This is a genomic window from Amycolatopsis sp. NPDC004169, assembly GCF_040610315.1.
GTDB lineage: Bacteria > Actinomycetota > Actinomycetes > Mycobacteriales > Pseudonocardiaceae > Amycolatopsis.
Genome location: NZ_JBEXMD010000015.1, coordinates 153426 through 176394 on the forward strand (window position 1 = coordinate 153426; position 22969 = coordinate 176394).

Sequence of the window (22969 nt, forward strand, 5' to 3'; positions counted from 1 at the left end):
TGATGTCCCATGGCGATGATGCCCGTGACCGATTCGATGTTCCTCCTCGTCGAAACGCGCGAGCATCCGATGCACGTGGGCGGTCTGCAGCTGTTCAAGAAACCCGACGGTGCCGGCGACGACTACCTCCGTGACGTCCGGAAGAGCCTGCTCGAATCGGACAACATGCGCACGGTGTTCCGGCGCCGCCCCGGCCGGCCGGTCAACACCGTCGGGCACGTCGCCTGGTCGACCGACGCCGACCTCGAGCTCGACTACCACTTCCGGCACTCGGCGCTGCCGCAGCCGGGGCGCATCCGCGAGCTGCTGGAGCTGACCGGCCGCTGGCACAGCACCCTGCTCGACCGGCACCGCCCGCTCTGGGAAACCCACCTGATCGAAGGGCTGGCCGACGGCCGGTTCGCCGTCTACACCAAGGTCCACCACGCGCTGATGGACGGCGTCTCGGCCTTGCGCCAGCTGCAGGGCACGCTGTCGGACGACCCGGCCGACCTGGACTGCCCGCCGTGGTGGGGCACCCGGCGCAAGCCCGGCGAAGAGCGCGAGAAGCGCCCGCGGTCGCTACTCGGGACGGCCCGGAAGACGGCCAACCAGCTGGCGAGCCTGGCGCCGGCCGCGATGAAGGTCGCGCGGGAGGCGTTCGGCGAGCACACCATCACCCTGCCGGGCCAGGCGCCGAAGACGATGCTCAACGTGCCGATCGGCGGCGCGCGCCGGTTCGCGGCGCAGTCGTGGTCCCTGGACCGCGTCCGGCAGGTGGCGACCGCGGCCGGTGTGTCGCGCAACGACGTCGTGCTCGCGATGTGCTCGGGCGCGCTGCGGGACTACCTCATCGAGCAGCGCGCGCTGCCGGACGCGCCGCTGATCGCGATGGTGCCGGTTTCGCTGCGCCGCCAGAACGATCCCGGCGAGGCGGCGGGCAACAACATCGGCGCGCTGCTGTGCAACCTGGCCACCGACCTGCCGGACGCGGGCAAGCGGCTCGTCACGATCCACCAGTCGATGCGCAACGGCAAGCGGCTGTTCTCGGAGCTGACGCCGTTGCAGACGCTGCTGCTCTCGGCGGTGAACGTCGCCCAGCTCGGCGTCTCGCCGATCCCGGGCGTCGTCAAGAACACGCGGCCGCCGTTCAACCTGGTGATCTCGAACGTCCCCGGCCCGCGCAAGCAGATGTACTGGAACGGCGCCCAGCTCGACGGCATCTACCCGGCGTCGGTGCTGCTCGACGGCCAAGCCGTGAACATCACGCTGACGAGCAACGGCGACAACCTCGACTTCGGCGTCACCGGCTGCCGCCGGAGCGTCCCGCACCTGCAGCGGATCCTGACACACCTCGACACGGCACTGGTGGAACTCGAAGCTGCGGTAAGGTAGCCCGCTCATCGGCACGCATGCTCCCCCATCGGAAGGAAACTTTCCGAAAGCGCGGCGACAATCCTGGTCAGGCGGCTCTTCCGGCTCCTAGGGTGGCGACGATCAGCCCCGGAGAAGAGGAGCAGGCCATGACCGAGGAATGGACGACCCCGGACTTCGTCGAGTACGAAACCCCGATGGAGGTCACCGCCTACGCGGCCCGCATGGCGGACTGACGGATGCCGGTCGAGCCACTCCCGGAAAGCGCATTCATCGAGGCCCTGCGCGGTCTTTCCGGCCGGTACTGGGGAACGCACCCGTTCCACCGCCGGCTGCACGCGGGCGAGCTCGACGAGCGCGCGCTGCGGATCTGGGCGGCGAACCGCTGGTACTACCAGTGCGTGCTGCCGCAGAAGGACGCGGCGATCATCAGCAACTGCCCGGTGCCGGAGATCCGCCGCCAGTGGCTCGACCGGATCGTCTACCACGACGGCGAGAGCGCCGGCACCGGCGGGACCGAACGCTGGCTGCGCCTCTGCACGGCGGTCGGCCTCGACCGCGACGAGGTGCTCGACGAGCGGCACGTCGTTCCCGGTGTCCGGTTCGCCGTCGACGCCTACGTGAGCTTCGCGCGGACGAAACCGTGGTGGGAGGCCGTCGCGTCGGGACTGACCGAGATGTTCGCCGGGCACCTGATGCAGCAGCGGGTGGCGGACATGCTCGCGCACTACTCGTGGATCGCCCCGGCGGACCTCGCCTACTTCACCAACCGCATCGACAAGGTCTCCGGCGAGGGCAAGGACACCCTCGACATCGTGGTCCGCCACTGCGTCACGCGTGAACAGCAGGACCGCGCGATCGCCGCGCTGGCGTTCAAGTGCGACGTGCTGTGGTCGATGCTGGACGCGATCGAACGGGCGGCCGCGTGATCACCGCCGAGTCCGTCCCGCAGCTGCGCCGCGGCGTGCGGCTGTCCTTCGACCACGTCCGGGAGACGCACGTGCTGCTGTTCCCCGAGGGCGTCCTGGTGCCGAACGCCACCGCGGCCGCGGTCCTGGAGCTCTGCGACGGCGCCCGGTCCGTCACCGACATCACGACGGCGCTTTCCCGGCGCTACTCCGGTGTGGTCGCCGAAGACGTCCTTTCCGTGCTGGCCCGGCTGGGCGAACGGCGGGTCGTCGCATGGACGTGAGCCCGCCGCTCGGCCTGCTGGCCGAGCTGACCCACCGCTGTCCGCTGCACTGCCCGTACTGCTCGAACCCGGTGGAGCTGACCGCCCGCGCCGCCGAGCTGTCCACAGAGGACTGGTTGTCGGTGCTGTCGCAGGCGCGGGAACTGGGTGTGCTGCAGGTGCACATGTCCGGCGGCGAGCCGTTGCTGCGGCCGGACCTGCCCGCACTGGTCGAGCACGCTCATCGGCTCGGCTGCTACGTCAACCTGGTCACTTCGGGCCTCGGCCTGACGGCTTCGCGGCTCGACGACCTCGTTTCGCGGGGGCTGGCCCACGTCCAGCTGTCGGCGCAGGGCGCGACCCGGGAGCGGGCCGACCTGCTGGCCGGGGCGAAGGCCCACGACCGGAAGCTCGCCGCGGCTTCCCTGGTGAAGGAGGCCGGGCTGCCGCTGTCGCTGAACGTCGTGCTGCACCGGCAGAACCACGACCAGCTGGCCGGGATCATCGAGCTGGCCGAGCGGATGGGCGCGGACCGGCTGGAGCTGGCGAACACGCAGTACTACGGCTGGGCGTTGCGCAACCGGGACGCGCTGATGCCGACGGCAGGCCAGCTGGCGGCCGCCGAGCCGGTGGTGCGCGCGGCGGTGGCACGGCTGCGGGGGACGATGGAGATCGTCTACGTCGTCGCGGACTACCACGAGCCGTACCCGAAGCCGTGCATGTACGGCTGGGGCGCGCGGCAGCTGACCGTGGCGCCGGACGGGACGGTGCTGCCCTGCCCGGCGGCGTCGGCGATCTCGACGCTTTCGCTGTCTTCGGTCCGGGACACGCCACTGGCCGAAATCTGGTACCGGTCGTCGTCGTTCAACGCCTACCGCGGCGAGGAGTGGATGAGCGAGCCGTGCCGCACGTGCGACCGCCGCGGGCTCGACTTCGGCGGCTGCCGCTGCCAGGCGTTCCTGCTCACCGGCGACGCCGCGGCCACGGACCCGGTGTGCTCGCGGTCGCCGGAGCGTGGCGTGGTCGACCTGGTCCTTTCACGCCCGCCGGTCGCCGACCTGGTCATGCGCCGGTGAAGGTGATCCTGCTCGGCACCGCGGCGGGCGGCGGGTGTCCACAGTGGAACTGCGCGTGCCGCCTGTGCACCGCGGACCTGCCGCCGCGCACGCAGGACTGCGTGGCGATCAGCGCGGACGGCGACGGCTGGTACCTGCTGAACTGCTCGCCGGACATCCGGGCCCAGCTCCTCGCCACACCGGAGCTGCGGGCCGGACCGGGGCCGCGCGAGATCCCGCTGCGCGGGGTGCTGCTGACGGACGCCGAGCTCGATCATTCGCTGGGCCTGCTGATGCTGCGCGAGTCGGGCGGGCTCCCGGTGTGGGCGCCGCCGGCCGTGTTGTCGGCGCTGACGCCGTTCCTCGCGGTGCTGGACGGCTACGGCGGCTGGACGTATTCGTCCGATGTGGACATCCCGGGGCTGCGGGTCGAGGCGCTGCCGGTGAGCGACAAACGGCCGAAGTACGCTTCCGGCTCCGGCGGGCCCTGGGTGGTCGCCTACCGCATCTCGGACCCGGCGACGGGCGGGGTGCTGGTGTACGCGCCGTGCCTGCGGAGCTGGCCGCCGGGGTTCGACGAGTTCGTGGCGGACGCCTCGCTCGTGTTGCTGGACGGGACGTTCCACGCGCCGGACGAGATGGCCGGCGTCGGCGGACCGGACCAGCTCGCGATGGGCCACCTGCCGATCACGGCGAGCCTGCTCCGGGTGGCGGGGCGGCGCTGGGCGTACACGCACCTGAACAACACGAACCCGGTGCTCGACCCGGCGTCACCCGAGCACGCCGCCGTGCTGGCCGCCGGCGCGTCGCTCCCGGGGGACGGCACGCGCTTCTCGCTCTGACCCCCAAATAACTCTTTGACAGTTGTGGTTGACTGGGTCCATGCCCCACGACCACCTCCGAGTCCTGGCCCACCCGCTGCGCCTGCGCATCCTGTCGTTGCTGACCGGCACGGCGTTGAGCGCGGCGGAGGCGGCCCGAGAGCTCGGCGAAACGCAGGCGAACGTCAGCTACCACATCCGCCGCCTGCACGACGCGGGCCTGCTGGAGGTGGCGGAGGAGGTCCACATCCGCGGCGGCCGCGCCAAGCGCTACCGCCACCAGCCCGAGTCGGGCCAGCGCCTGACGACCCGCGCGCCGGACGAGGAGAAACTCCTGACGAAGGCGATCGCGAACGAGCTCCTGCGCCGCGCGGATTCACGAGCGGACCGCCGCCCGGCGTCGCTGACGGACGCGGAGCTGTGGGTGGACCCGGAGTTGTGGGCGCGCTTGCTGAAGAAGGCGACGGCGTTGAGCGAGGAACTGCACGCGGCAGCCCGGCCGCCGCGGACCCCGGGAACGGTGCGGGTCAGCGCGAGCGTGGCGCTGTTCGAGCTGGCGGCGGACGAGCACGGGTGAGTGCCTCCGGACCTGACCGGCTCACCCCGCGACCGCACCCAACCGCCACGCCCGTCTCCCGATTCCCCACCGGAGCCGCTCCCATGCCCACCTCGCTCACCGCACCCCTGCGGGAAACCCGGTTCCGCGCCCTGGTCACCGGCCGGACCCTCGCCGACTTCGGGAACGCCGTCGCGCCCTTCGCGCTCGCCTTCGCCGTTGTCGACCTGACCGGGTCAGCCGTGGACCTCGGGCTCGTCGTCGGGGCGCGGTCGCTGGCCAACGTGCTGCTCGTGCTCTTCGGCGGGATGCTGGCCGACCGGCTGCCGCGGTCGGTCATCCTGCAGGGCACCGAAACCGCCGCCGCCCTCACGCAGGCCGTCATCGCCGCGAGTGTCCTCGGCGGTTTCGCGTCCGTTCCGCTGCTGGCCGGGCTCAGCCTGATCAACGGCGCCGTCTCGGCCATCTCCCTGCCCGCGGCCGCCTCGCTCACGCCGTTGACCGTGCCCGCCGCGCTGCTCGCTCCGGCGAACGCGCTGGTCCGGCTGCTGTCGAACGTCGGCCGCATCGCCGGGGCCGCGCTCGCCGGCGTGCTCGTCGCCTTCGCCGGCTCCGGCTGGGCGCTCGGCGGCAACGCCCTGCTGTTCCTCGCCGCCGCGCTGGCCTACCGCCGGATCCGGCTGCCGCAGGGCGAACGGGCGCCGGGCCGGCGCCGGCCGTTCACCGAGCTCGCCGAAGGCTGGCGGGAGTTCCGCGCCCGGTCCTGGGTGTGGCTCGTGGTGTTGCAGTTCATGGTGGTCAACGCGGTGAACGCGGGCGCGCTGCTGGTGGTCGGCCCGCTGGTCGCCGACGACACCTTCGGCCGCACCGGCTGGGGGCTCGCGCTGGCCGTGCAGACCGCCGGCGCGCTGCTCGGCGGCATCGTCGCCGCCCGTTGGCAGCCGCGGCGGATGCTCGCGATCGGCGTCGCCTTCATCATGGTCGACGCCCTGCCGATGCTGGCGCTCGGCGAGACGCCGTACCTGCTGCCGCTGCTGGTCGCCATGTTCCTTTCCGGGATCGCGATCGAGCAGTTCGCCGTCGCCTGGGACGTGTCGCTGCAGGAGAACATCCCGCCGGACCGGCTCGCCCGCGTCTACTCCTACGACATGCTCGGCTCGTTCGTCGCGATGCCGCTCGGCCAGATCGCGGCGGGCCCGCTCGCCGAGCACGCCGGCCGGTCGGCCACGCTCCTCGGCGGCGCGGCCCTGATCGTCGGCGCCACGGCGATCGTGCTGCTCAACCCGCAGGTGCGCGGCCTGGTCCGGCAGGGCGCACCCGGATGAGGTTCAGGACGCTCGCGCTGAACACGACGTCGTCACCGCCGTCGACGAACTCGACCCGCGTCCGCACCACACCCCGGTCGGGCTTCGTGCGAGAGCGGCGCGCCTCGGTCACCGTGGCTCGCAGCCGCAGCACGGCGCCGGGCCGCACCGGACGCGGCCAGCGCAGCTCGTCGACGCCCGGACTGCCCAGGCTGGACGCCGCGGACAGGTAGTGCTCGGCGTAGAGCCGCATCATCAGGCTCGCGGTGTGCCAGCCGCTGGCGATCAGGCCGCCGAACGGGCCGTCCGCCGCCGCGGCCGCGTCGACGTGGAAATCCTGCGGGTCGTACCGCCGGGCGAAGTCCAGGATTTCGGCGTCGGTCACCTCGACGCTTCCGCAGTCGTAGGTGACCCCGGGGACGTAGTCCTCGAAGTAGCGATCGATCACGGCCGCAGGGTGGCACAGGAACAGTTCGATCCGGAGCGAACTGTTCCCCGGCTACGCTCGCACCATGCCCGGCGAGCCCGACATCGCGACGGTCGCCCAAGCCATCGGCGAGCCGGCCCGGGCCGCGATGCTGTTGCAGCTGATGGACGGCGGCGAGCACACCGCACGGGCGCTGGCGGCGGTCGCCGGGATCGCGCCCTCCACCGCGAGTTCCCACCTGCGCCGGCTGGGCGAAGCGGACCTCATCGAGGTGACGGACGCGGGCCGGCAGCGGCTGCACCGGCTCGCCGGCCCGGCGGTGGCCCAGCTCGTGGAGGCGCTGGCGGCACTCGCCCCACCCCGCCTGCCGGACCGGTTCCAGCCCGACCCGCCCGCGGGACCGCTGCTGCGCGCCCGCGTTTGCTACGGCCACCTGGCCGGGCAACTCGGCGTCGACCTGGCCGTGGTGTTGCGCGAGGACGGCGTCGTCGGCGACCTGGCCCCGGGCGAGACGAGCGCGGTGCGCACCTTCGACCACCCGGTGCTCGCGGCGCTGGGCATCGGCGAGCTGCCCGGCGCGGGGCCGGCGGTTCGCGCGTGCCTGGACTGGTCACACGGCACCGTCCACCTCGCGGGAGCGCTGGGAACCGCGCTGCTGACGGCACTCCTCGGCACCGGCTGGCTCCGCCGACGGCCACGCGGCCGCGCGCTGCGCATCACCGAAACCGGGCGGCGCCGCCTAGGCGAGCTCGGCGTCGGCTGACGGTCGGGGCTCCGGCGTCAGGTCGCGGTGACCGTCGAGGCGCCACCAGCTCTCCAGCGTCTCGCGCAGGGCCTTGAGCAGCTCACCGCCGGTCTCCAGCGGGACCAGCGCCGCCGGGCCGCCGTCCACCCGCAGCGCGGCGGCCAGCCTGCCGCCCTGTTCGACCAAGCCGACGACCACCTGGGCCGGCGCCCCGGTGACGTCGACGGTCGGGATGGCTCGTTCGTACCGCCAGCCTTCAGCGTTCACCCGGCCGACAGTGGCACAGCTTCCGCCCCACGGGCCGGGGTTTCACCCTCACGTGTGCCTCAGGCGGGCGCCCAGGGCCGCACTTCCTCCAGCAGCTTCGCCACGGCCAGCACCAGGTCGTCCGAGTGCCGCGGCCCGACGATCTGCAGGCCGACCGGCAGCCCCGCCGACGTCCGCCCGGCCGGCACGCTGATCGCCGGCTGCTGGGTCATGTTGAAGGGGTAGGTGAACGGCGTCCACTCCGGCCACTCGCTCAGCCCGCTGCCCGGCGGCACGTCGTGACCTGCCTCGAACGCGGCGATCGGCAGGGTCGGCGTGATCAGCACGTCGTAGCGCGTGTGGAACTCGCCCATCCGGATGCCCAGCGCGGCCCGCTCGGCCGTCGCGTCGAGGTAGTCGCCCGCCGTCCACTTCCTGCCGAGCTCCCAGACCCGGCGCAGGCCGGGGTCGGTCCGCTGCTCCGAGCCCGGCGGGAAGGAGTCCAGCAGCTTCGCCGCCCCCGACGACCACAGGACGTCGAACGCCGGCTTCGGATCGGCGAACCCGGGGTCGGTCTGCTCGACGTGCAGGCCGGCGTCCCCCAGCGCCCGGACCGCTTCGGCGACGATCGCGGCCACCTCCGGGTCGACGTCGACGTAGCCGAGCGTCGGCGAGAACGCGGCGATCAGGCCGCGCACGTCCCGCCGGACGGCCTCGCGGAACGACGCCACCGGCGGCGCCAGCGCGGCCGGGTCGCGGTGGTCGGGCAGCGAAAGCACGTCCAGCAGCAGCGCGGTGTCGTCCACCGAGCGCGCCATCGGGCCGGCGTGCGAGAGCGGCCCGAACGGGCTCGCCGGGTACAGCGGGATCCGGCCGTGGGTCGGCTTCAGCCCGACGATCCCGCAGAACGACGCCGGGATCCGCACCGAGCCACCGCCGTCGGTGCCGACCGACAGCTCACCCATCCCGGCCGCGACGGCCGCGGCGCTGCCACCGCTCGACCCACCCGCCGTCTTCGCCGGGTCGGCCGGGTTGCGCGTGATGCCGCACAGCGGGCTGTCCGTGACGCCCTTCCAGCCGATCTCCGGCGTGGTCGTCTTGCCCAGCAGCACCAGGCCGGCCTCGCGCATCCGCGCGGCGACCGGGCTGTCGACCTCCCACGGCTGGTCCGGGTCGATGCTCTTCGAGCCCCGCACGGTCGGCCAGCCCTGGGTGAGGAACATGTCCTTGATCGACGACGGCACGCCGTCGAGCCAGCCGATCGGGTTGCCGTCCCGCCAGCGGGCCTCGGACGCCTTGGCCTGCTCCAGCGCGCGGTCGGCGTCGACGAGGCAGTAGGCGTTGCACTCGCCGTCCCGTGCTTCGATCGCCTGCAACGCGTTCTGCGTCGCCTCGACCGGCGAAAGCTCACCGGTCGCGTAGGCGGCGACGAGCTCGCTGGCGGTCAGCATCCTGTCGTTCATCCGGCTCCCTGGTTCCCCGACGGCACGTAGCCGAGCGTCTTGTCGACGACATTGCGCAGCGGCTCCCCAGCGCGCCAGCGGCGGAAGTTTTCGGTGAACACCTCGACCAGCGTGTCCCGCCAGCCGATGAAGTCACCGGACATGTGCGGCGAGATCAGCACGTCGGGCAGCGTCCACAGCGGGCTTTCGGCGGGCAGCGGCTCGGTGTCGAAGACGTCGAGCGCGGCGCCGGCGATGGCGTTGCTTTCCAGCGCTTTTATCAGGTCCGAGGTCACCACGAGCTCGCCCCGGCCGACGTTGACGAACCGCGCCGACGGCTTCATCGCGGCGAACGCCCGCGCGTCGAACATGCCTTTCGTGTGCTCGGTCAGCGGCGCGACGGCGACGACGTAGTCCGCGTGCGGCAGGACCTCGGTGAGCCGCGCGGACTCGTGCACGACGCCGAAGTCCGGGTCCCCGATGCGCTCCCGGCGGCCGGTCCCGCTGACCCGCATCCCGGCCGCGCGCAGCAGCCGCGCGATGGCCCGGCCGATCGGCCCGGTGCCGACGACCAGCACCTCACGCCCGGCGATCCGCTCGGTCTCGCGGTGCTGCCAGCGGCCTTCGCGCTGCAGGTCGTGCGAGCGCGCGAAGTCCTTCGCGAAGGCGAGGACCACGCCCAGCACGTACTCCGCGATGGCGTCGTCGAAGACACCCCGCGAGTTCGTCAGGACTACGTCGCTCTCGCGCAGCCCGGGGAACAGCACGGGGTCGACGCCCGCGCTGGCGATGTGCAGCCAGCGCAGCCGGTCGGCTGCGTGCCACGCTTGGGGCACGGCCGTCGACAGGAAGTCGTAGACGAAGAGGGCATCCGCTCCGGACAGCGCTTCGGCGAGGCCCGCCGCGTCCGTGTAACGCACGACCGCCCCGGATTCGACAGCACGCATGTCCGGTGGGCGGGACTCGCCGCAGAGCACTGCCAGGACGGGGCGTTCCCGGTGTTCCGAGGCGATCACGTTGACACGGTAAAAGTCACTCGTATGATTGTCAACAATCCGAGGAACGACCCCCGGAGCACCGGACTGTCAAGCACAGACGTATTCCGGAGGCTGAGCCTTGGATTTCGACTTCCTGGCGTTCGACGGCCCGCTGGCCCAGCGGGGCATCGGTGTCATCGCCCCCTTCGACCTCGCGCTGGAGCGCGAGCTCTGGCGCTGGGTGCCGATGGAGGTGTCCCTCCACCTCGCCCGCACGCCGTACGAGCCCGTGCCGGTCAGCATGGAGATGGCCCGCCTGGTCAGCGACAGCCACCACCTGGCCAGCGCCACCCGGGACGTGCTGCACGTCGAGCCCGAGGTCGTCGCCTACCTCTGCACGTCGGGCAGCTTCGTCAACGGCGTCGACTACGAGCGCTCGCTGACCAAGGCGATCTGCGACGCCGGCGCGCCGGACGCCGTCACCACCTCGGGCGCGCTCGCCGAAGTGCTGCACCAGCTCGACCTCCACCGCGTCTCGGTGCTCACGCCGTACGACGCCGACCTGACCCGCGCCTTGCACGATTTCCTCGCCGAGCTGGACGTGACCACGGTGGCCAGCGACCACCTCGGCCTGGGCGGCGGCATCTGGAAGGTCAGCTACCGCACCATCGCCGAGCGGATCCTCGCCGCCGACCACGGCGACGCCGAAGCGATCTTCGTCAGCTGCACCAACCTCCCCACCTACGACCTGATCGAACCGCTCGAAACCGCGCTCGGCAAACCGGTGCTCACCGCCAACCAGCTGACCATGTGGGCGTGCCTGCGCCGGATGCACCTCCCCATCGTCGGACCCGGAAGGTGGCTCCGTGACGTGTCGTGAAGGGTTTTCCTTGACCTCCCCTCTAGGATTGTCGACAATTTGCGTCCCCTCCGGAGGTTCCGTGACCACCATCGGTTTCATCTACCCCGACCACGCGGCCGAAGACGACTACCCGCTGGCCGAGCAGCTGCTCGGCGGCACGGCCGTCGACGAGGGCGACATCCGGCTGGCGGTCGAGCACATCTACGGCACCGACAAGCACGCGGTGGCCGAGCTGCTGGACCTCGGCAGCGAAGCCCGCCTCGCCGACGGCGCCGCCCTCCTCGCCAAGCACGAGCCCGCCGCGGTCATCTGGGCGTGCACCAGCGGCAGCTTCGTCTACGGCTGGGACGGCGCCCGCGACCAGGCCGACCGCCTCGCCGCGGTCGCCGGGGTCCCGGCCTCCAGCACCTCCTTCGCGTTCGTGCACGCGGCGCGTGCGCTGGGCGTCCGGCGGGTCGCCGTCGCCGCGAGCTACCCGGACGACATCGCCCGGCTGTTCGTCGACTTCCTCCGGGCCGGCGGCATCGAGGTCGTCTCGATGGCCAGCGCGGACATCATCACGGCCGCCGAAGTCGGCGCGATGAGCTCCGAGGCCGTCATCGAGCTCGCCGTGAGCCACGACCACCCGGACGCCGAGGCGGTGCTCGTGCCGGACACCGCCATGCGCACGCTCGGCGAGATCAACGCCGTGGAGGCCGCGCTCGGCAAGCCCGTGCTGACCGCCAACCAGGTGACGGTCTGGGAGGGCCTGCGCCTGACCGGCCAGCACCGGCTCGTCCGCTCGCTCGGCGCGCTCTTCCGGCACCTGCCGGACGGGAGCGCCTGAGATGGCCCTGCCACCGGGCATGCTGCCCGAGATCGAACCGGTGAGCCGCGAGTCGACGGCCGCCGTCATCGCGCGCCAGCTGCGTGACGCGATCATGACGGGCGCGCTCCCGCCCGGCACCCAGCTCGGCGAGACCGAGCTGGCCGCGCGGTTCCAGGTGTCACGGGGGCCGCTCCGGGAAGCCATGCAGCACCTGGTGTCCGAAGGACTGCTGCGCAGCGAACGGCACCGCGGGCTGTTCGTGATCGACCTCGAGCCGGGCGACGTCTACGACATCTACGCGGCCAGATCGGCGATCGAGCGGGCCGCCATGGTGCGCGCCCTGCGCGGCGGCGACCGCGACCGGATCGCGGACGTGCTCGAACAGACTGTCGCCGAGATGGCGACCGCGGCGAGCGAGGACGACCCCACCGCGTTGTCCACCGCGGACCTGAAGTTCCACGAGGCGCTCATCAACGCCTCGGGCAGCAAGCGGCTGGTGCGGATGGCCCGGACGCTGCTGATCGAGACGCGGATGTGCCTGACGGCGCTGCAGAGCACGTACCAGCGGGTCGAGGAACGCGTGGAGGAGCACACGAAGCTGATCCAGGCCCTGCGCGACGGCGACGAGGAGACGGCGCTGACGCTGCTCGAGGCCCACATGGAGGACGCGGTGCAGCGGCTCGCGCCGGGCACGAGCCTGCGGGACGGTCAAGCGCCACCGGTGCCGGGGAACGCGTGATCGAAGGGCCGACACGCGTGATTGAGCGGTCGACTCGTGGAGTTGCCCCGGTGGGGCGGACACGGGGTTTTCAGGCAGCTGAGGCTTGAGCGTAGTGGTTGGTTCGGGTTTCGGCTGGGGTGTTCTGGCCGTTGGTGGAGTGCAGTCGGTTGTGGTTGTAGTAGCGCAGCCAGGTGAACACGTCCTGGCGGGCTGCTGCTCTGGTGGGCCAGATCGTGGTGCCGATCTCGGTCTTCAACGTGGCGAAGAAGGCTTCGGCGACGGCGTTGTCGTAGCACGATCCGACGCGCCCGACCGACGGCCGGATCCGGTGCTCGGCCAGCGCGGCCCGGAACTGGCCGGAGGTGTACTGGACGCCGCGGTCGGAGTGAAACACCGCATCGAGCTGGATGAGGCCGCAGGCAGTCGCGAGGTCGATCGCGTCGCAGACCAGGGTGGTGCGCATATGCTCAGCCATGGCGTGGCCGACGATTTCGCGGGTGTGCAGGTCGATGACGGTGGCCAGGTAGAGCCAGCCCTCGAAGGTGGGCAGGCAGGTGATGTCCCCAACGAACCGGGTGCCGGGCGCGAGGGCGGTGAAGTTCCGGCGGATCAGATCGGCCACCGGTGGGGTCGGGCCGGCCGCGGGCCGGGTCAAGGTGCGGCGTTTGCGGCGGGTGATCCCGGCCAGGCCGTGTTCGCGCATCAGCAGCTCCACCCGCTTGTGATTCACCAGGTGACCCCGGCGGTGCAGCTCCGCGGTCACCCGCGGCACCCCGTAGGCGCCCCGGTGCTCGGCGTGGATCTCGGTGATCAGCCTGAGCAGCTCTTGCTCAGCCTGAGCTCGCCCGGCTCGGGTGACTTCGGCGGCGATCCACTCGTGGAAGCCTTGCCGCCGCAGCCCGAGGACCTGGCACAACCGCTTGACGCCATAGGTGGCGCGGTGTTCGGAGATGAACCGGTAGCGGTAGATCATCGATCCATCTCGCGCGCAAAATAGGCGACCGCTTTCCGCAGGATCTCCTTCTCTTTCTGCAGCTCAGCGACCTGCTTCCGCAACCGCGCCACCTCATCGGTTACCGCCGGGTCCTCTGCCGGCGGCCCGGCCTCGGCGGCCTGCTTGGCGGTGTTCACCCACGAGCGCAGCGTCTCGTGGTTGACCCCGAGTTCGCGGGCGACCTGCCGCAACGGCCGGTCACTCGAGTTGACCAGCTCGACCGCGTCACGACGGAACTGCTCCGGATACTTCGACCTGCGAGACACCAGGACATCCTCCCTCCAGACCACTGTCTGGAATCAAGGTGTCCGGCCCCACGGGGCAACTCCACTCGCGTGTTCGGAGAGTCGACACGCGTACCTGCAGGGTCGGCCGACGTACCTGGAGGGTCGACTGGCGTACCTGGAGGGTCGACTCTCGTACCTGGACGGACGACACGCGTACCTGGGTGGACGACACGCGTTGCGGGCCAAGGAAACCGCGTGATCCGGGCCGGAAGTCGCGTGATCCGGGACGAGACTCGCGTGTTTGAAGGCGGAACTCGCGTGATTGGGCGGGCATCTCGTGTGATTGGGCGGGCATCTTGCGTGTCTGGAGGGGCATTGCGGGGTCAGTGGGCATGGCGGGGTCCCAGGACCGGCTGGCCCGCTTGGCCGTCGCGGTAGTCGGGTGACCAGGGGAAGCGGCCCTCGGCGTCCGCGTGGACCAGTTGCAGCGCGCGGATTTCCGGGCCGTACAGCGCCACCGCGAAGACCAGGTGGGCCGAGGGCTCGGCGAGCTCGACGACCTCGATGAGCCGGCCGTCGACCAGCGGGAGGTGGTCGCCCGCCGACGGGGGCGGGCCGTGCAGGGCGTGGGCGGCCAGCTCGTTCAGCAGGGTGCCGGCCGCGAGCAGCGGCAGGCCCGTCACGACCAGTTCCGGACGGCCGTACCCGCTCAGGCCGATCGTGTAGGCCCACGGCGGGTACGGCCCGGCTCCCTCCACGCCCTGCACCAGCCAGCCCCGGCCGGCGATGCCGCGGCGAAGCCGTTCCAGGTACCCGGGTCTGTCCCGGTTCTCGCACTCGAAGCACATCGGTGTCTTCCTCCCCCTCGGTGGGCTCGGGAACCACCGTGCCGGAGGGCACCGACAAAAACTCAGCCCAGCGCTTCGGCCACCGCCGTGCCGAGCCGTTCTGTGGTATCCGTGCCGCCGAGGTCGGGCGTGCGCACGCGGCCCTCGTCGAGCACCCGGTCCACCGCGGCGCGGATCGCTTGTGCCGCAACGGTTTCACCCAGGTGTTCGACCAGCATCGCGGCCGCCAGGATCTGCGCCACCGGGTTGGCGATCCCCTGCCCGGCGATGTCCGGAGCACTCCCGTGGACCGCCTCGAACATCGACGGATGTTCACCTGATGGGTTGATGTTTCCGGACGGCGCCATGCCCAGCCCGCCGGTGATGGCGGCCGCGAGATCGCTCAGGATGTCGCCGAAGAGGTTCGACGCCACCACGACGTCGAGCCGGTCCGGCGCCTGCACCATCCGCGCGGCCAGCGCATCGACGTGCATCTGTTCACTGTGCACGTCCGGGAACTCCGCCGCGACCTCGGCGAAGATCTCGTCCCAGAACGGCATCGAGTGGATCAGGCCGTTCGACTTCGTCGCCGAGCAGACGCGCAGGGACCGCGTCCGGGCCAGTTCGAACGCGTACCGGATGATCCGCGTGACGCCGACCCGCGTGAAAACCGACTCCTGCAGGACGAATTCGTCCGGACGGCCGGCGTTGTGCCGGCCGCCGATCGCCGAGTACTCCCCCTCGGAGTTCTCCCGGACGATGACCAGCTCCAGCTCCTCGGCCTTCCGCCCGGCCAGCACCGACGCCGTACCCGGCAGCAGCCGCACCGGGCGCAGGTTGACGTACTGCTGGAACGCGCGCCGCAGCGGGATCAGCAGGCCCCACAGGGAAACGTGGTCCGGGACGCCGGGGAAGCCGACCGCGCCGAGCAGGATCCCGTCGAACGCCGAGAGCTGCGCGACCCCGTCCTCCGGCATCATCGCGCCGACCCTGGCGTACCGCTCGCAGCTCCAGTCGAACTCCGTCCACTCCAGCGAAAACCCGAACAGCTCGGAAGAACGGCCGAGGACTTTGCGGGCCTCGACCGTGACGTCCACGCCGATCCCGTCGCCCGGGATGCTCGCGATGCGGTACGCCGTCACAGGGCCACCGCGATGTACTTGGTCTCCAGGAACTCGTCGATGCCGGCCGAGCCGCCCTCACGGCCGAGCCCGGACTGCTTGATCCCGCCGAACGGCGCCGCCGGGTTCGACACGATCCCCTGGTTGAGCCCGATCATCCCGGCCTCCAGCGCTTCCGAGACCCGCAGCGCGCGCTTGAGGTCGCTGGTGAAGACGTAGGAAACCAGCCCGAACTCGGTGTCGTTCGCCTTGGCCACCGCCTCTTCCTCGGTGTCGAACGGCGTGATCGGGGCGACCGGCCCGAAGATCTCCTCGTGCGTCAGCCGCGCCTCCTGCGGGACGTCGGTGAGCACGGTGGCCGGGTAGAAGTGCCCCGGCCCGTCGACCTCCGAACCGCCCGTGAGGATGCGAGCACCGCGCTCGGTGGCGTCCTTGACCAGCTCGGTCACCTTCTCGACGGCCTTCTCGTCGATCAGCGGGCCGACCACGACGTCCTTCTCGGTGCCGCGGCCCATCGGCAGGGCCTGCATGCGCTCGGTCAGCCGCCGCGCGAACTCGTCGACGACACCGCGCTGCACGTAGAACCGGTTCGCCGCGGTGCACGCTTCGCCGATGTTGCGCATCTTCGCCTGCATCGCGCCGTCGATGGCGGCGTCCAGGTCCGCGTCTTCGAAGACCAGGAAGGGCGCGTTGCCGCCCAGCTCCATCGACGTCCGCAGGACCTTGTCGGCGCACTGCTCCAGCAGCTTGCGGCCGACCCCGGTCGAGCCGGTGAACGACAGCTTGCGGGCGCGGCCGTCGCGGATCAGCGGCTCCATCACGCCGCCGGAGTCGGTGGTCGTGACCACGTTCAGCACGCCTTCGGGCAGGCCCGCCTCGGCGAGGACGCCGGCCAGCGCGAGCATCGACAGCGGCGTCTGCGCGGCGGGCTTGATCACCGACGTGCAGCCCGCGGCGATCGCCGGGCCGATCTTGCGCGTCCCCATCGCCATCGGGAAGTTCCACGGCGTGATCAGCAGCGTCGGGCCGACCGGCTGCTTGGTGATGAGGAACCGGCCGGCACCGTTCGGGGCGGTCGCGTAGCCGCCGTCGATGCGGACGGCTTCCTCGGCGAACCAGCGGAAGAACTCGGCGGCGTAGGCGATCTCGCCCTTCGACTCGGCGAGCGGCTTGCCCATCTCCAGGGTCATCAGCAGCGCCAGTTCCTCCTGGCGCCGCATCAGCAGTTCGTAGGCACGACGCAGGATCTCGCCGCGTTCGCGGGGCGCCATCTTCGCGAAATCGGCCTGCGCGGCGACCGCGGCGTCCAGTGCCGCGACGCCGTCCGACGGCGACGCGTCGGCGACGTGGCAGAGCTCCTTGCCGGTGGCCGGGTCGACCACCGGGAACGTCTTCCCGTCCTGGGCGGCCACCCACTTGCCGCCGATGAACAGTTCCTTGCCGACCGCTTCGACGACGCCGGTCTCGGTGCTCGCGCTCATGCCGACCTGCTCCTCACGTGTTGTCCCGAGAGCCATGCTATGGATATTGTCAACAATCGACAACCCGCTCGAACCGACCGAGGAGCACGCTGTGGCCCAGCTCTCTCCGCTGCTCAAGCAGGCAACGCCCGTCGTGGTCGACCACGGGGAAGGGGCTTACCTCTACGACGTCGACGGCCGACGCCACCTGGACTTCACCGCCGGCATCGGCGTCACGAGCACCGGGCACTGCCACCCCCACGTCGTGCGGGCCGCTCAGGAGCAGATCGGCAAGCTCGTCCACGGCCAGTACACGACGGTCATGCACAAGCCGCTCCTCGAGCTGACCGAGCGCCTCGGCGGTGTCCTGCCGAGCGGGCTCGACTCCCTCTTCTACGCGAACTCGGGCAGCGAAGCCGTCGAGGCGGCGTTGCGGCTTTCGCGGCAGGCGACGAAGCGCCCGAACGTCATCGTCTTCCAGGGCGGCTTCCACGGCCGGACCGTCGCCGCCGCGTCCATGACGACGTCGGGCACGCGGTTCAGCGCGGGCATCGGGCCGCTGATGGCGGGCGTGCACGTGGCGCCGTTCCCCTACGCCTACCACTACGGCTGGGACGAGCAGACCGCGACGAAGTTCGCGCTGCGGGAGCTGGACTACCTCTTCCAGACGGTCAGCGCGCCGAACGAGACCGCCGCGATCTTCGTCGAGCCGGTGCTCGGCGAAGGCGGGTACGTCCCGGCGAACACGGAATTCATGGCGGGCCTGCGCGAACGCGCCGACCGGCACGGCATCCTGCTCGTCGTCGACGAGATCCAGACCGGGTTCGGCCGCACCGGGAAGTTCTGGGGCCACGACCACTTCGACGTCTCGCCCGACATCGTCCTCATCGCCAAGGGCCTGGCGAGCGGCTTTCCCCTGTCCGGCATCGCCGCTTCGCAGGAGCTGATGGCGAAGGCGTTCCCGGGGTCGCAGGGCGGGACGTACGGCGGCAACGCCGTTTCGTGCGCCGCGGCGATCGCGACACTCGAGGTCATCGAGCAGGAGAACCTGGTGGAGAACGCCGCCGAGCGCGGCCGCCAGCTGCTCGAAGGCGCGCGGGTGATCGCGGACAAGACGCCGTCCATCGGTGAGGTGCGCGGCCTCGGGCTGCTGGTGGGCTCGGAGTTCACCACCGCCGACGGCGAGCCGGACACCGCCACCGCGCAGGCCGCCCAGCAGGCCGCGGCGAAGAACGGGCTGCTGCTGCTCACCTGCGGGCCGTACATGAACGTCGTCCGGATGGTGCCGCCGCTGGTCGTCTCCGCCGAGCAGGTGGACGACGCGCTGCGGATCTGGGGAGACGTCGTCGCTTCGGTCACGGGGAGCTGAGCATGGCCCGGTACATCACGATCACCCTCGACAAGCGCGGTGTCTCCTGCCGGGCCCGGCTGCTGGACGAGGAGGCCCCGCGGACGTGCAGGGCGGTCTGGGACGCCTTGCCGCAGAGCGGATCCGCCTACCACGCGAAGTACGCGCGCAACGAGGTCTACACGCTCGTGCCGCCGTTCGCCGAGCCCAAGCCGGGGCGGGAGAACCCGACGATCACGCCGATTCCGGGTGACGTCGTCTACTTCGGCTTCGAGGCCTGGGAGATCGGCAACCCGGCGTACGGCTACGACGAAGGCAGCGAAGCGCACAGCGACCAGGGCGCGACCGATCTGGCGATCTTCTACGGCCGCAACAACCTGCTGATCAACGGCGACGCGGGCTGGGTGCCCGGCAACGTGTTCGCCACGATCGAGGAGGGCCTGGCCGAGATGGCGGCGGCCGCGCAGGACCTGTGGCTGCGGGGCGTCGAAGGCGAGACGCTCTCCTTCGCCCGCGCTTGATTCCCTTTTCCCCCAACGCCGACGCCGGGTGCGCCACCGCACCCGGCGTCGGCGTTTCACGTGGTCCTGCCACCCGAACGAGTGATCATCGGCGACTTCACCTTTCGTGTCAGGTGATCACCAGATCGAGTTACCCGCCTGCCCAGGGTGGCGGATCAAGCGAACTATCACCGACAGTCACGATTCCGTCGACTGCTACACACAGTGGTGGACGCCCGAACAGGGCACCCCGCAGGAAAACACGAAGGGATTACGCGTTTAGCATGGGAAGATTCCGCGCCACCGGCGTCGGCGGGAATCGGCTTTTTGACAACTTGCCAGCACGGTGAAAATCTTCGGCGGCACCTCGCGAGGCGCACTCCAGGGAATCACATTTCAGTTCGAAGAGGAGCCATTCCATGCAGACGTTCGCGCAGCACGCCCACTACTGCCACGACATCCTGACCGGCGCGCTGGCGCACCTGGCCCACTTCCTCGGTTGGCTGGTCTGACCGGAATCCGGAGCCCGGCCGCGGGGAAATCCGCGGCCGGGCCGCTTCACCCGAGCGCGGACAGCCGTTCGAATTCGGCGTCCGAAAGCCCGATTTCCGCGGCCGCGCAGTTTTCTTCCAAATGCGCGATCGACGAAGTGCCCGGAATCGGGATCACCACCGGTGAACGGCGCAGCAACCAGGCGAGGGACACCTGGGCGGGTGTCGCGCCGACGTCGGCCGCGACCTTGGCGAGCACGCCGCCAGCCGTGGCGTGGCCACCGTTGGCGATCGGGAGCCACGGGACGAACGCGATCCCTTCGCGCTCGCAGTAGCCGAGCACGTCGTCGGACGCGCGATCGGTCAGGTTGTAGCGGTTCTGCACGCTCGCGATCGGCGCGATGGCCCGCGCTTCGGCCAGCTGCGCCACGGTCACTTCGGACAGTCCGATCCGGGCGACCTTGCCCTCGTCCCGCAGCCGGGCGAGCGCGCCGATCTGGTCGGCGAGCGGCACCTGCGGGTCGATCCGGTGCAGCTGCAGCAGTTCGAGGCGGTCGACGCGCAGCCGTCGCAACGACAGTTCCGCCTGCTGCCGCAGGTATTCCGGCCGGCCGAGCGGGACCCACTCGCCGCGGCTCGGCCGCGCGTGCCCGCACTTCGTCGCGATGAGCAGTCCCCGGTACGGGTGAAGGGCGTCGGCGAGCAGCTCTTCGTTCAGGCCCAGGTCGTAGGCGTCAGCGGTGTCGAAGAAGGTGACGCCGAGCTCGGCCGCGCGGCGCGCGACCACTTTGGCGCCGTCCTTCACGTGGTCCCACTCGGTCAGCCGCATGGCACCGAAACCCAGGCGCTGCACGGAAAGATCATCTTCGAAGGTGTACGTCGAGGTCATGACGGGAAGCTTCGCCGCCGCACGTGTCACCCACCAGAGATTTAGCCTGAGCTAAATCTGCAAGTTGCACTCTGCGTAATCCTATAGGGCCGTCGGAGCCATTTGATTACTCCGTTTGGGGATATGCTGACGCCTCAGGCAACTCTAGGGTGATCGCACCTGGCCACCGGGTCGGCACGTCAAGGCGTCGGGACAAGGGAGAAGACAGCCCCATGAACATCGAAACAGCCTTGAAGGAAGCGCTTTCTATCACCGGCGCGGTCGGTGCCGCCCTGGTCGACTACGAAAGCGGGATGGCCCTCGGCACGCTGGGTGGCGGCGACTGGCTCGACCTGGAGACCGCGGCGGCCGGCAACACCGAAGTCATCCGCTCCAAGCTCCGGGTGATCTCCGCACTGCGGCTCAACGACGAGATCGAGGACATCCTCATCACCCTGCACCGCCAGTACCACCTGATCCGCCTGCTGCAGCCGGGCAAGCACGGCTCCTCGCTGTTCCTCTACCTCGTCCTGGACCGCGAGCGGGCCAACCTCGCGCTGGCCCGGCACTACCTCAAGAACATCGAAACCGAGCTGGTCGTGTGACCGGGATGCCGGCCGAACTCCCCGGCACCCCCCTGCCGCTGCCGATGCGCACCCAGGGCGCGGCCCGCGCCTTCCCGGCCGGGCAGGTCCTCCGGGAAGCCCACCCCGAAGCGAAGGCGACGGCCGAGGCCCTCGACCGGATCCGCGACCAGGTCGACCGGGCCAACATCACCGGCCTGCTGGTGGCCAGCCGGGACGGCCTGCTGCTGGCCAGCGACACCCGGGACATCGAAGACGACAGCGTGGCGGCCATGTCCGCCGCCGCGGTCGGGCTGGCGGCGAGGTTCATCGGGCAGGCCGGCCTCGGCGAGGCCCGTGGTGCGATGTTCCAGGGCTCGCTCGGCCACGTCTGCGTCTTCCCCGTCCAGGGCCCGGTCCTGCTGGTGGTGTTCGCCCGGCCCGACACGACCATGGGCCTGTTCAACGTCGTCGCCAGGCAGGCGCTGACCCTGCTCCAGGACGCCCTGAACAAGGCGGATTGACCGGCTCGACTCCTCCGCGCACGAACATGAAAATCCTTCATGGCGGCGTACCGCCGGTACGTACTACGCTGCGGTAACCACAGCGACGGCGCGGAGGAGAAACGGCCGATGGGCGACGTGGCAACACGCCTGGCGGAGATCGTCGGAGAGAGATACCTGCTCACGGGCGAGGCGATCTCGGAGGACTACGCGCACGATGAAGCGCTGACGGCGGAGCCGCAGAAGCCCGCGTACGTCGCGAAGCCGGCAACGGCCGAAGAAGTCGCGGAGCTGCTGAAGGCCGCTTCGGAGCACAACGTCCCCGTGACCGCCCGCGGCTCCGGCAGCGGGCTGTCCGGAGCGGCCCGGCCGCAGGCGGACGGCCTGCTGATCTCCTTCGAGCGGATGAACGCGGTGCTCGAAGTCGACACCGGGAACCACGTCGCCGTCGTCCAGCCCGGCGTCACCCTCGCGGAACTCGACGCGAAGACCGCCGAAGCCGGGCTCGGCTACACCGTCTACCCCGGCGAGCTCAGCGCGAGCGTCGGCGGGAACGTCGGGACCAACGCCGGCGGGATGCGGGCGGTCAAGTACGGCGTCACCCGCAACAACGTGCTCGGCCTGCAGGCCGTGCTGCCGACCGGCGAGATCATCCGGACCGGCGGCAAGACGTCGAAGATCTCCACCGGCTACGACCTCACGCAGCTGATCATCGGCTCCGAGGGCACGCTCGCGCTGGCCACCGAGATCACCGTCAAGCTGCACCCGCGGCTGGCTCACGGCGCCACGGTGCTCGCTCCCTTCGGCAACTTCGGCCAGGTGATGGCCGCGGTGCCGGAGGTGCTCTCCAGCGGGCTCGCGCCGCACATCCTCGAGTACATCGACAACCTGACCATGGCGGCCATCGTCTACAACGAGAAGCTCGAACTGGGCGTCCCGGACAAGATCCGCGAGACCAGCGAGGCGTACCTCGTGGTGGCGCTGGAAAACCGCGAGGCCGGCCGCCTCGAGGAGGACGTCGAAACCGTCGGCGAGCTGCTCGGCGAGCTGGGCGCCACCGACGTCTACGTCCTCGAAGGCCCCGCCGCCCGCAAGCTCATCGAAGCCCGCGAAAAGGCCTTCTGGACCGCGAAGGCGGCCGGCGCCGACGACGTGATCGACGTCGTCGTGCCGCGAACGGCGATGCCGCAGTTCATCGGCAAGGCCCGCGAACTGGCGATGGCCGCCGGCGGCGGCGCGCTCGGCTGCGGGCACGCCGGCGACGGCAACGTCCACCTAGGCATCTTCTGCAAGGACGACGCCAAGCGGAAGCAGCTGCTCACCGAGATCTTCGCCTACGCCATGGAGCTCGGCGGCGCGATCTCCGGCGAGCACGGCCTCGGCCGCACCAAGGCGCACTACCACGCCGAACTCGAAGACCCGGCGAAGATCGAGCTGATGCGCCGGATCAAGCAGAGCTTCGACCCCGCCGGGATCCTCAACCCCGGCGTTCTCTTCCCAGAAGGAACCGCATGAGTGAGCCTGCGAACGAATCATTCAACACAGCGTTTGCCGCTCAGGCCGCACCGAGCGTCAGCGA

General features: G+C 70.8%; 27 protein-coding genes. 17 read left to right on the forward strand and 10 right to left on the reverse strand.

Annotation, left to right across the window (positions count from 1 at the left end; genetic code table 11):
* Nucleotides 1-9 precede the first annotated feature (9 nt).
* From ABZX11_RS22120 to ABZX11_RS22155, 8 genes are all read left to right on the forward strand, one after another.
* Nucleotides 10-1374 (forward strand): wax ester/triacylglycerol synthase family O-acyltransferase, encoded by a 1365-nt coding sequence (locus ABZX11_RS22120; RefSeq protein WP_176175140.1) that lies wholly within the window; start codon nt 10-12, stop codon nt 1372-1374.
* A 128-nt stretch (nt 1375-1502) separates the two neighbouring features.
* On the forward strand, nt 1503-1589 hold the full coding sequence (pqqA, locus tag ABZX11_RS22125; RefSeq protein WP_043776987.1) for a pyrroloquinoline quinone precursor peptide PqqA: 87 nt from the start codon (nt 1503-1505) through the stop codon (nt 1587-1589).
* Nucleotides 1590-1592: 3 nt separating this feature from the next.
* Nucleotides 1593-2282, forward strand: coding sequence for a pyrroloquinoline-quinone synthase PqqC (pqqC, locus tag ABZX11_RS22130; RefSeq protein WP_354915698.1), 690 nt, complete (start codon nt 1593-1595; stop codon nt 2280-2282).
* Nucleotides 2279-2545 carry a pyrroloquinoline quinone biosynthesis peptide chaperone PqqD gene (gene pqqD, locus ABZX11_RS22135; RefSeq protein ID WP_176175138.1) on the forward strand — a complete coding sequence of 89 codons (267 nt, stop codon included), beginning with the start codon at nt 2279-2281 and terminating at the stop codon, nt 2543-2545. The genes pqqC and pqqD overlap by 4 nt, the downstream gene beginning before the upstream one ends.
* Entirely contained in the window at nt 2536-3600 is a 1065-nt protein-coding gene (gene pqqE / locus ABZX11_RS22140; RefSeq protein ID WP_176175137.1) for a pyrroloquinoline quinone biosynthesis protein PqqE, read from the forward strand. The genes pqqD and pqqE overlap by 10 nt, the downstream gene beginning before the upstream one ends.
* On the forward strand, nt 3597-4421 hold the full coding sequence (pqqB, locus tag ABZX11_RS22145) for a pyrroloquinoline quinone biosynthesis protein PqqB (RefSeq protein WP_354915701.1): 825 nt from the start codon (nt 3597-3599) through the stop codon (nt 4419-4421). The genes pqqE and pqqB overlap by 4 nt, the downstream gene beginning before the upstream one ends.
* A gap of 40 nt (nt 4422-4461) precedes the next feature.
* Nucleotides 4462-4977: a helix-turn-helix domain-containing protein gene (locus ABZX11_RS22150; protein WP_354915704.1), complete on the forward strand. Its 516-nt coding sequence runs from the start codon at nt 4462-4464 to the stop codon at nt 4975-4977.
* 83 nt (nt 4978-5060) lie between these two features.
* Nucleotides 5061-6281, forward strand: coding sequence for an MFS transporter (locus tag ABZX11_RS22155; RefSeq protein ID WP_354915707.1), 1221 nt, complete (start codon nt 5061-5063; stop codon nt 6279-6281).
* On the opposite strand, the gene ABZX11_RS22160 is transcribed toward ABZX11_RS22155, so the two are convergent.
* Nucleotides 6235-6708 carry a MaoC family dehydratase gene (locus ABZX11_RS22160; protein ID WP_354915710.1) on the reverse strand — a complete coding sequence of 158 codons (474 nt, stop codon included), beginning with the start codon at nt 6706-6708 and terminating at the stop codon, nt 6235-6237. The genes ABZX11_RS22155 and ABZX11_RS22160 overlap by 47 nt on opposite strands.
* Before the next feature lie 64 nt (nt 6709-6772).
* Here ABZX11_RS22160 and ABZX11_RS22165 point away from each other — a divergent pair, with 64 nt between their 5' ends.
* Nucleotides 6773-7450: a helix-turn-helix transcriptional regulator gene (locus ABZX11_RS22165; protein WP_354915713.1), complete on the forward strand. Its 678-nt coding sequence runs from the start codon at nt 6773-6775 to the stop codon at nt 7448-7450.
* Here ABZX11_RS22165 and ABZX11_RS22170 read toward each other — a convergent pair.
* The 3 genes from ABZX11_RS22170 to ABZX11_RS22180 are packed head-to-tail and all read right to left on the reverse strand — an operon-like array spanning nt 7427 to nt 10136.
* Nucleotides 7427-7699: a hypothetical protein gene (locus ABZX11_RS22170; RefSeq protein WP_354915716.1), complete on the reverse strand. Its 273-nt coding sequence runs from the start codon at nt 7697-7699 to the stop codon at nt 7427-7429. The genes ABZX11_RS22165 and ABZX11_RS22170 overlap by 24 nt on opposite strands.
* 59 nt (nt 7700-7758) lie before the next feature.
* Entirely contained in the window at nt 7759-9141 is a 1383-nt protein-coding gene (locus ABZX11_RS22175) for an amidase (protein ID WP_354915719.1), read from the reverse strand.
* Entirely contained in the window at nt 9138-10136 is a 999-nt protein-coding gene (locus ABZX11_RS22180; protein ID WP_354915722.1) for a D-2-hydroxyacid dehydrogenase, read from the reverse strand. Before ABZX11_RS22180 ends, ABZX11_RS22175 begins: the two co-directional genes overlap by 4 nt.
* A gap of 100 nt (nt 10137-10236) precedes the next feature.
* Here ABZX11_RS22180 and ABZX11_RS22185 point away from each other — a divergent pair, with 100 nt between their 5' ends.
* The 3 genes from ABZX11_RS22185 (at nt 10237) to ABZX11_RS22195 (ending at nt 12506) form a co-directional block, all read left to right on the forward strand.
* Complete coding sequence (locus ABZX11_RS22185) at nt 10237-10977, forward strand: Asp/Glu/hydantoin racemase (RefSeq protein WP_354915725.1); 741 nt, start codon at nt 10237-10239, stop codon at nt 10975-10977.
* Nucleotides 10978-11038: 61 nt separating this feature from the next.
* Nucleotides 11039-11785 carry a maleate cis-trans isomerase gene (locus tag ABZX11_RS22190; RefSeq protein WP_176175127.1) on the forward strand — a complete coding sequence of 249 codons (747 nt, stop codon included), beginning with the start codon at nt 11039-11041 and terminating at the stop codon, nt 11783-11785.
* Nucleotide 11786: 1 nt separating this feature from the next.
* Nucleotides 11787-12506, forward strand: coding sequence for a GntR family transcriptional regulator (locus tag ABZX11_RS22195; RefSeq protein ID WP_176175126.1), 720 nt, complete (start codon nt 11787-11789; stop codon nt 12504-12506).
* A 70-nt stretch (nt 12507-12576) separates the two neighbouring features.
* On the opposite strand, the gene ABZX11_RS22200 is transcribed toward ABZX11_RS22195, so the two are convergent.
* The 5 genes from ABZX11_RS22200 to ABZX11_RS22220 all read right to left on the reverse strand — a co-directional run bounded on the left by ABZX11_RS22200 (nt 12577) and on the right by ABZX11_RS22220 (nt 17138).
* Entirely contained in the window at nt 12577-13461 is an 885-nt protein-coding gene (locus tag ABZX11_RS22200) for an IS3 family transposase (RefSeq protein WP_354915728.1), read from the reverse strand.
* Nucleotides 13458-13748, reverse strand: a complete 291-nt coding sequence (locus ABZX11_RS22205) for a transposase (protein WP_354915731.1) — start codon at nt 13746-13748, stop codon at nt 13458-13460. Before ABZX11_RS22205 ends, ABZX11_RS22200 begins: the two co-directional genes overlap by 4 nt.
* A gap of 344 nt (nt 13749-14092) precedes the next feature.
* Complete coding sequence (locus ABZX11_RS22210; RefSeq protein ID WP_176175125.1) at nt 14093-14557, reverse strand: DUF4262 domain-containing protein; 465 nt, start codon at nt 14555-14557, stop codon at nt 14093-14095.
* A 62-nt stretch (nt 14558-14619) separates the two neighbouring features.
* Nucleotides 14620-15678: a tartrate dehydrogenase gene (locus tag ABZX11_RS22215; RefSeq protein ID WP_176175124.1), complete on the reverse strand. Its 1059-nt coding sequence runs from the start codon at nt 15676-15678 to the stop codon at nt 14620-14622.
* Nucleotides 15675-17138 carry an NAD-dependent succinate-semialdehyde dehydrogenase gene (locus tag ABZX11_RS22220; RefSeq protein WP_354915735.1) on the reverse strand — a complete coding sequence of 488 codons (1464 nt, stop codon included), beginning with the start codon at nt 17136-17138 and terminating at the stop codon, nt 15675-15677. Before ABZX11_RS22220 ends, ABZX11_RS22215 begins: the two co-directional genes overlap by 4 nt.
* A 91-nt stretch (nt 17139-17229) precedes the next feature.
* On the opposite strand from ABZX11_RS22220, the gene ABZX11_RS22225 reads away from it, so the two are divergent.
* On the forward strand, nt 17230-18486 hold the full coding sequence (locus ABZX11_RS22225; RefSeq protein ID WP_354915738.1) for an aminotransferase class III-fold pyridoxal phosphate-dependent enzyme: 1257 nt from the start codon (nt 17230-17232) through the stop codon (nt 18484-18486).
* A 2-nt stretch (nt 18487-18488) separates the two neighbouring features.
* Entirely contained in the window at nt 18489-18986 is a 498-nt protein-coding gene (locus ABZX11_RS22230; RefSeq protein WP_176175121.1) for a DUF3830 family protein, read from the forward strand.
* Between the two features lie 537 nt (nt 18987-19523).
* Here the strand turns inward: ABZX11_RS22230 and ABZX11_RS22235 are convergent.
* Nucleotides 19524-20345, reverse strand: a complete 822-nt coding sequence (locus tag ABZX11_RS22235) for an aldo/keto reductase (protein ID WP_354915741.1) — start codon at nt 20343-20345, stop codon at nt 19524-19526.
* Nucleotides 20346-20557: 212 nt separating this feature from the next.
* Between ABZX11_RS22235 and ABZX11_RS22240 the strand changes: the two genes are divergently transcribed.
* The 3 genes from ABZX11_RS22240 to ABZX11_RS22250 all read left to right on the forward strand — a co-directional run bounded on the left by ABZX11_RS22240 (nt 20558) and on the right by ABZX11_RS22250 (nt 22905).
* Nucleotides 20558-20929 carry a hypothetical protein gene (locus ABZX11_RS22240; protein WP_176175119.1) on the forward strand — a complete coding sequence of 124 codons (372 nt, stop codon included), beginning with the start codon at nt 20558-20560 and terminating at the stop codon, nt 20927-20929.
* A 5-nt stretch (nt 20930-20934) separates the two neighbouring features.
* Nucleotides 20935-21411: a roadblock/LC7 domain-containing protein gene (locus ABZX11_RS22245; protein WP_354915806.1), complete on the forward strand. Its 477-nt coding sequence runs from the start codon at nt 20935-20937 to the stop codon at nt 21409-21411.
* Between the two features lie 108 nt (nt 21412-21519).
* Nucleotides 21520-22905, forward strand: coding sequence for an FAD-binding oxidoreductase (locus ABZX11_RS22250; RefSeq protein ID WP_176175117.1), 1386 nt, complete (start codon nt 21520-21522; stop codon nt 22903-22905).
* The last annotated feature ends 64 nt before the right edge of the window (nt 22906-22969 follow it).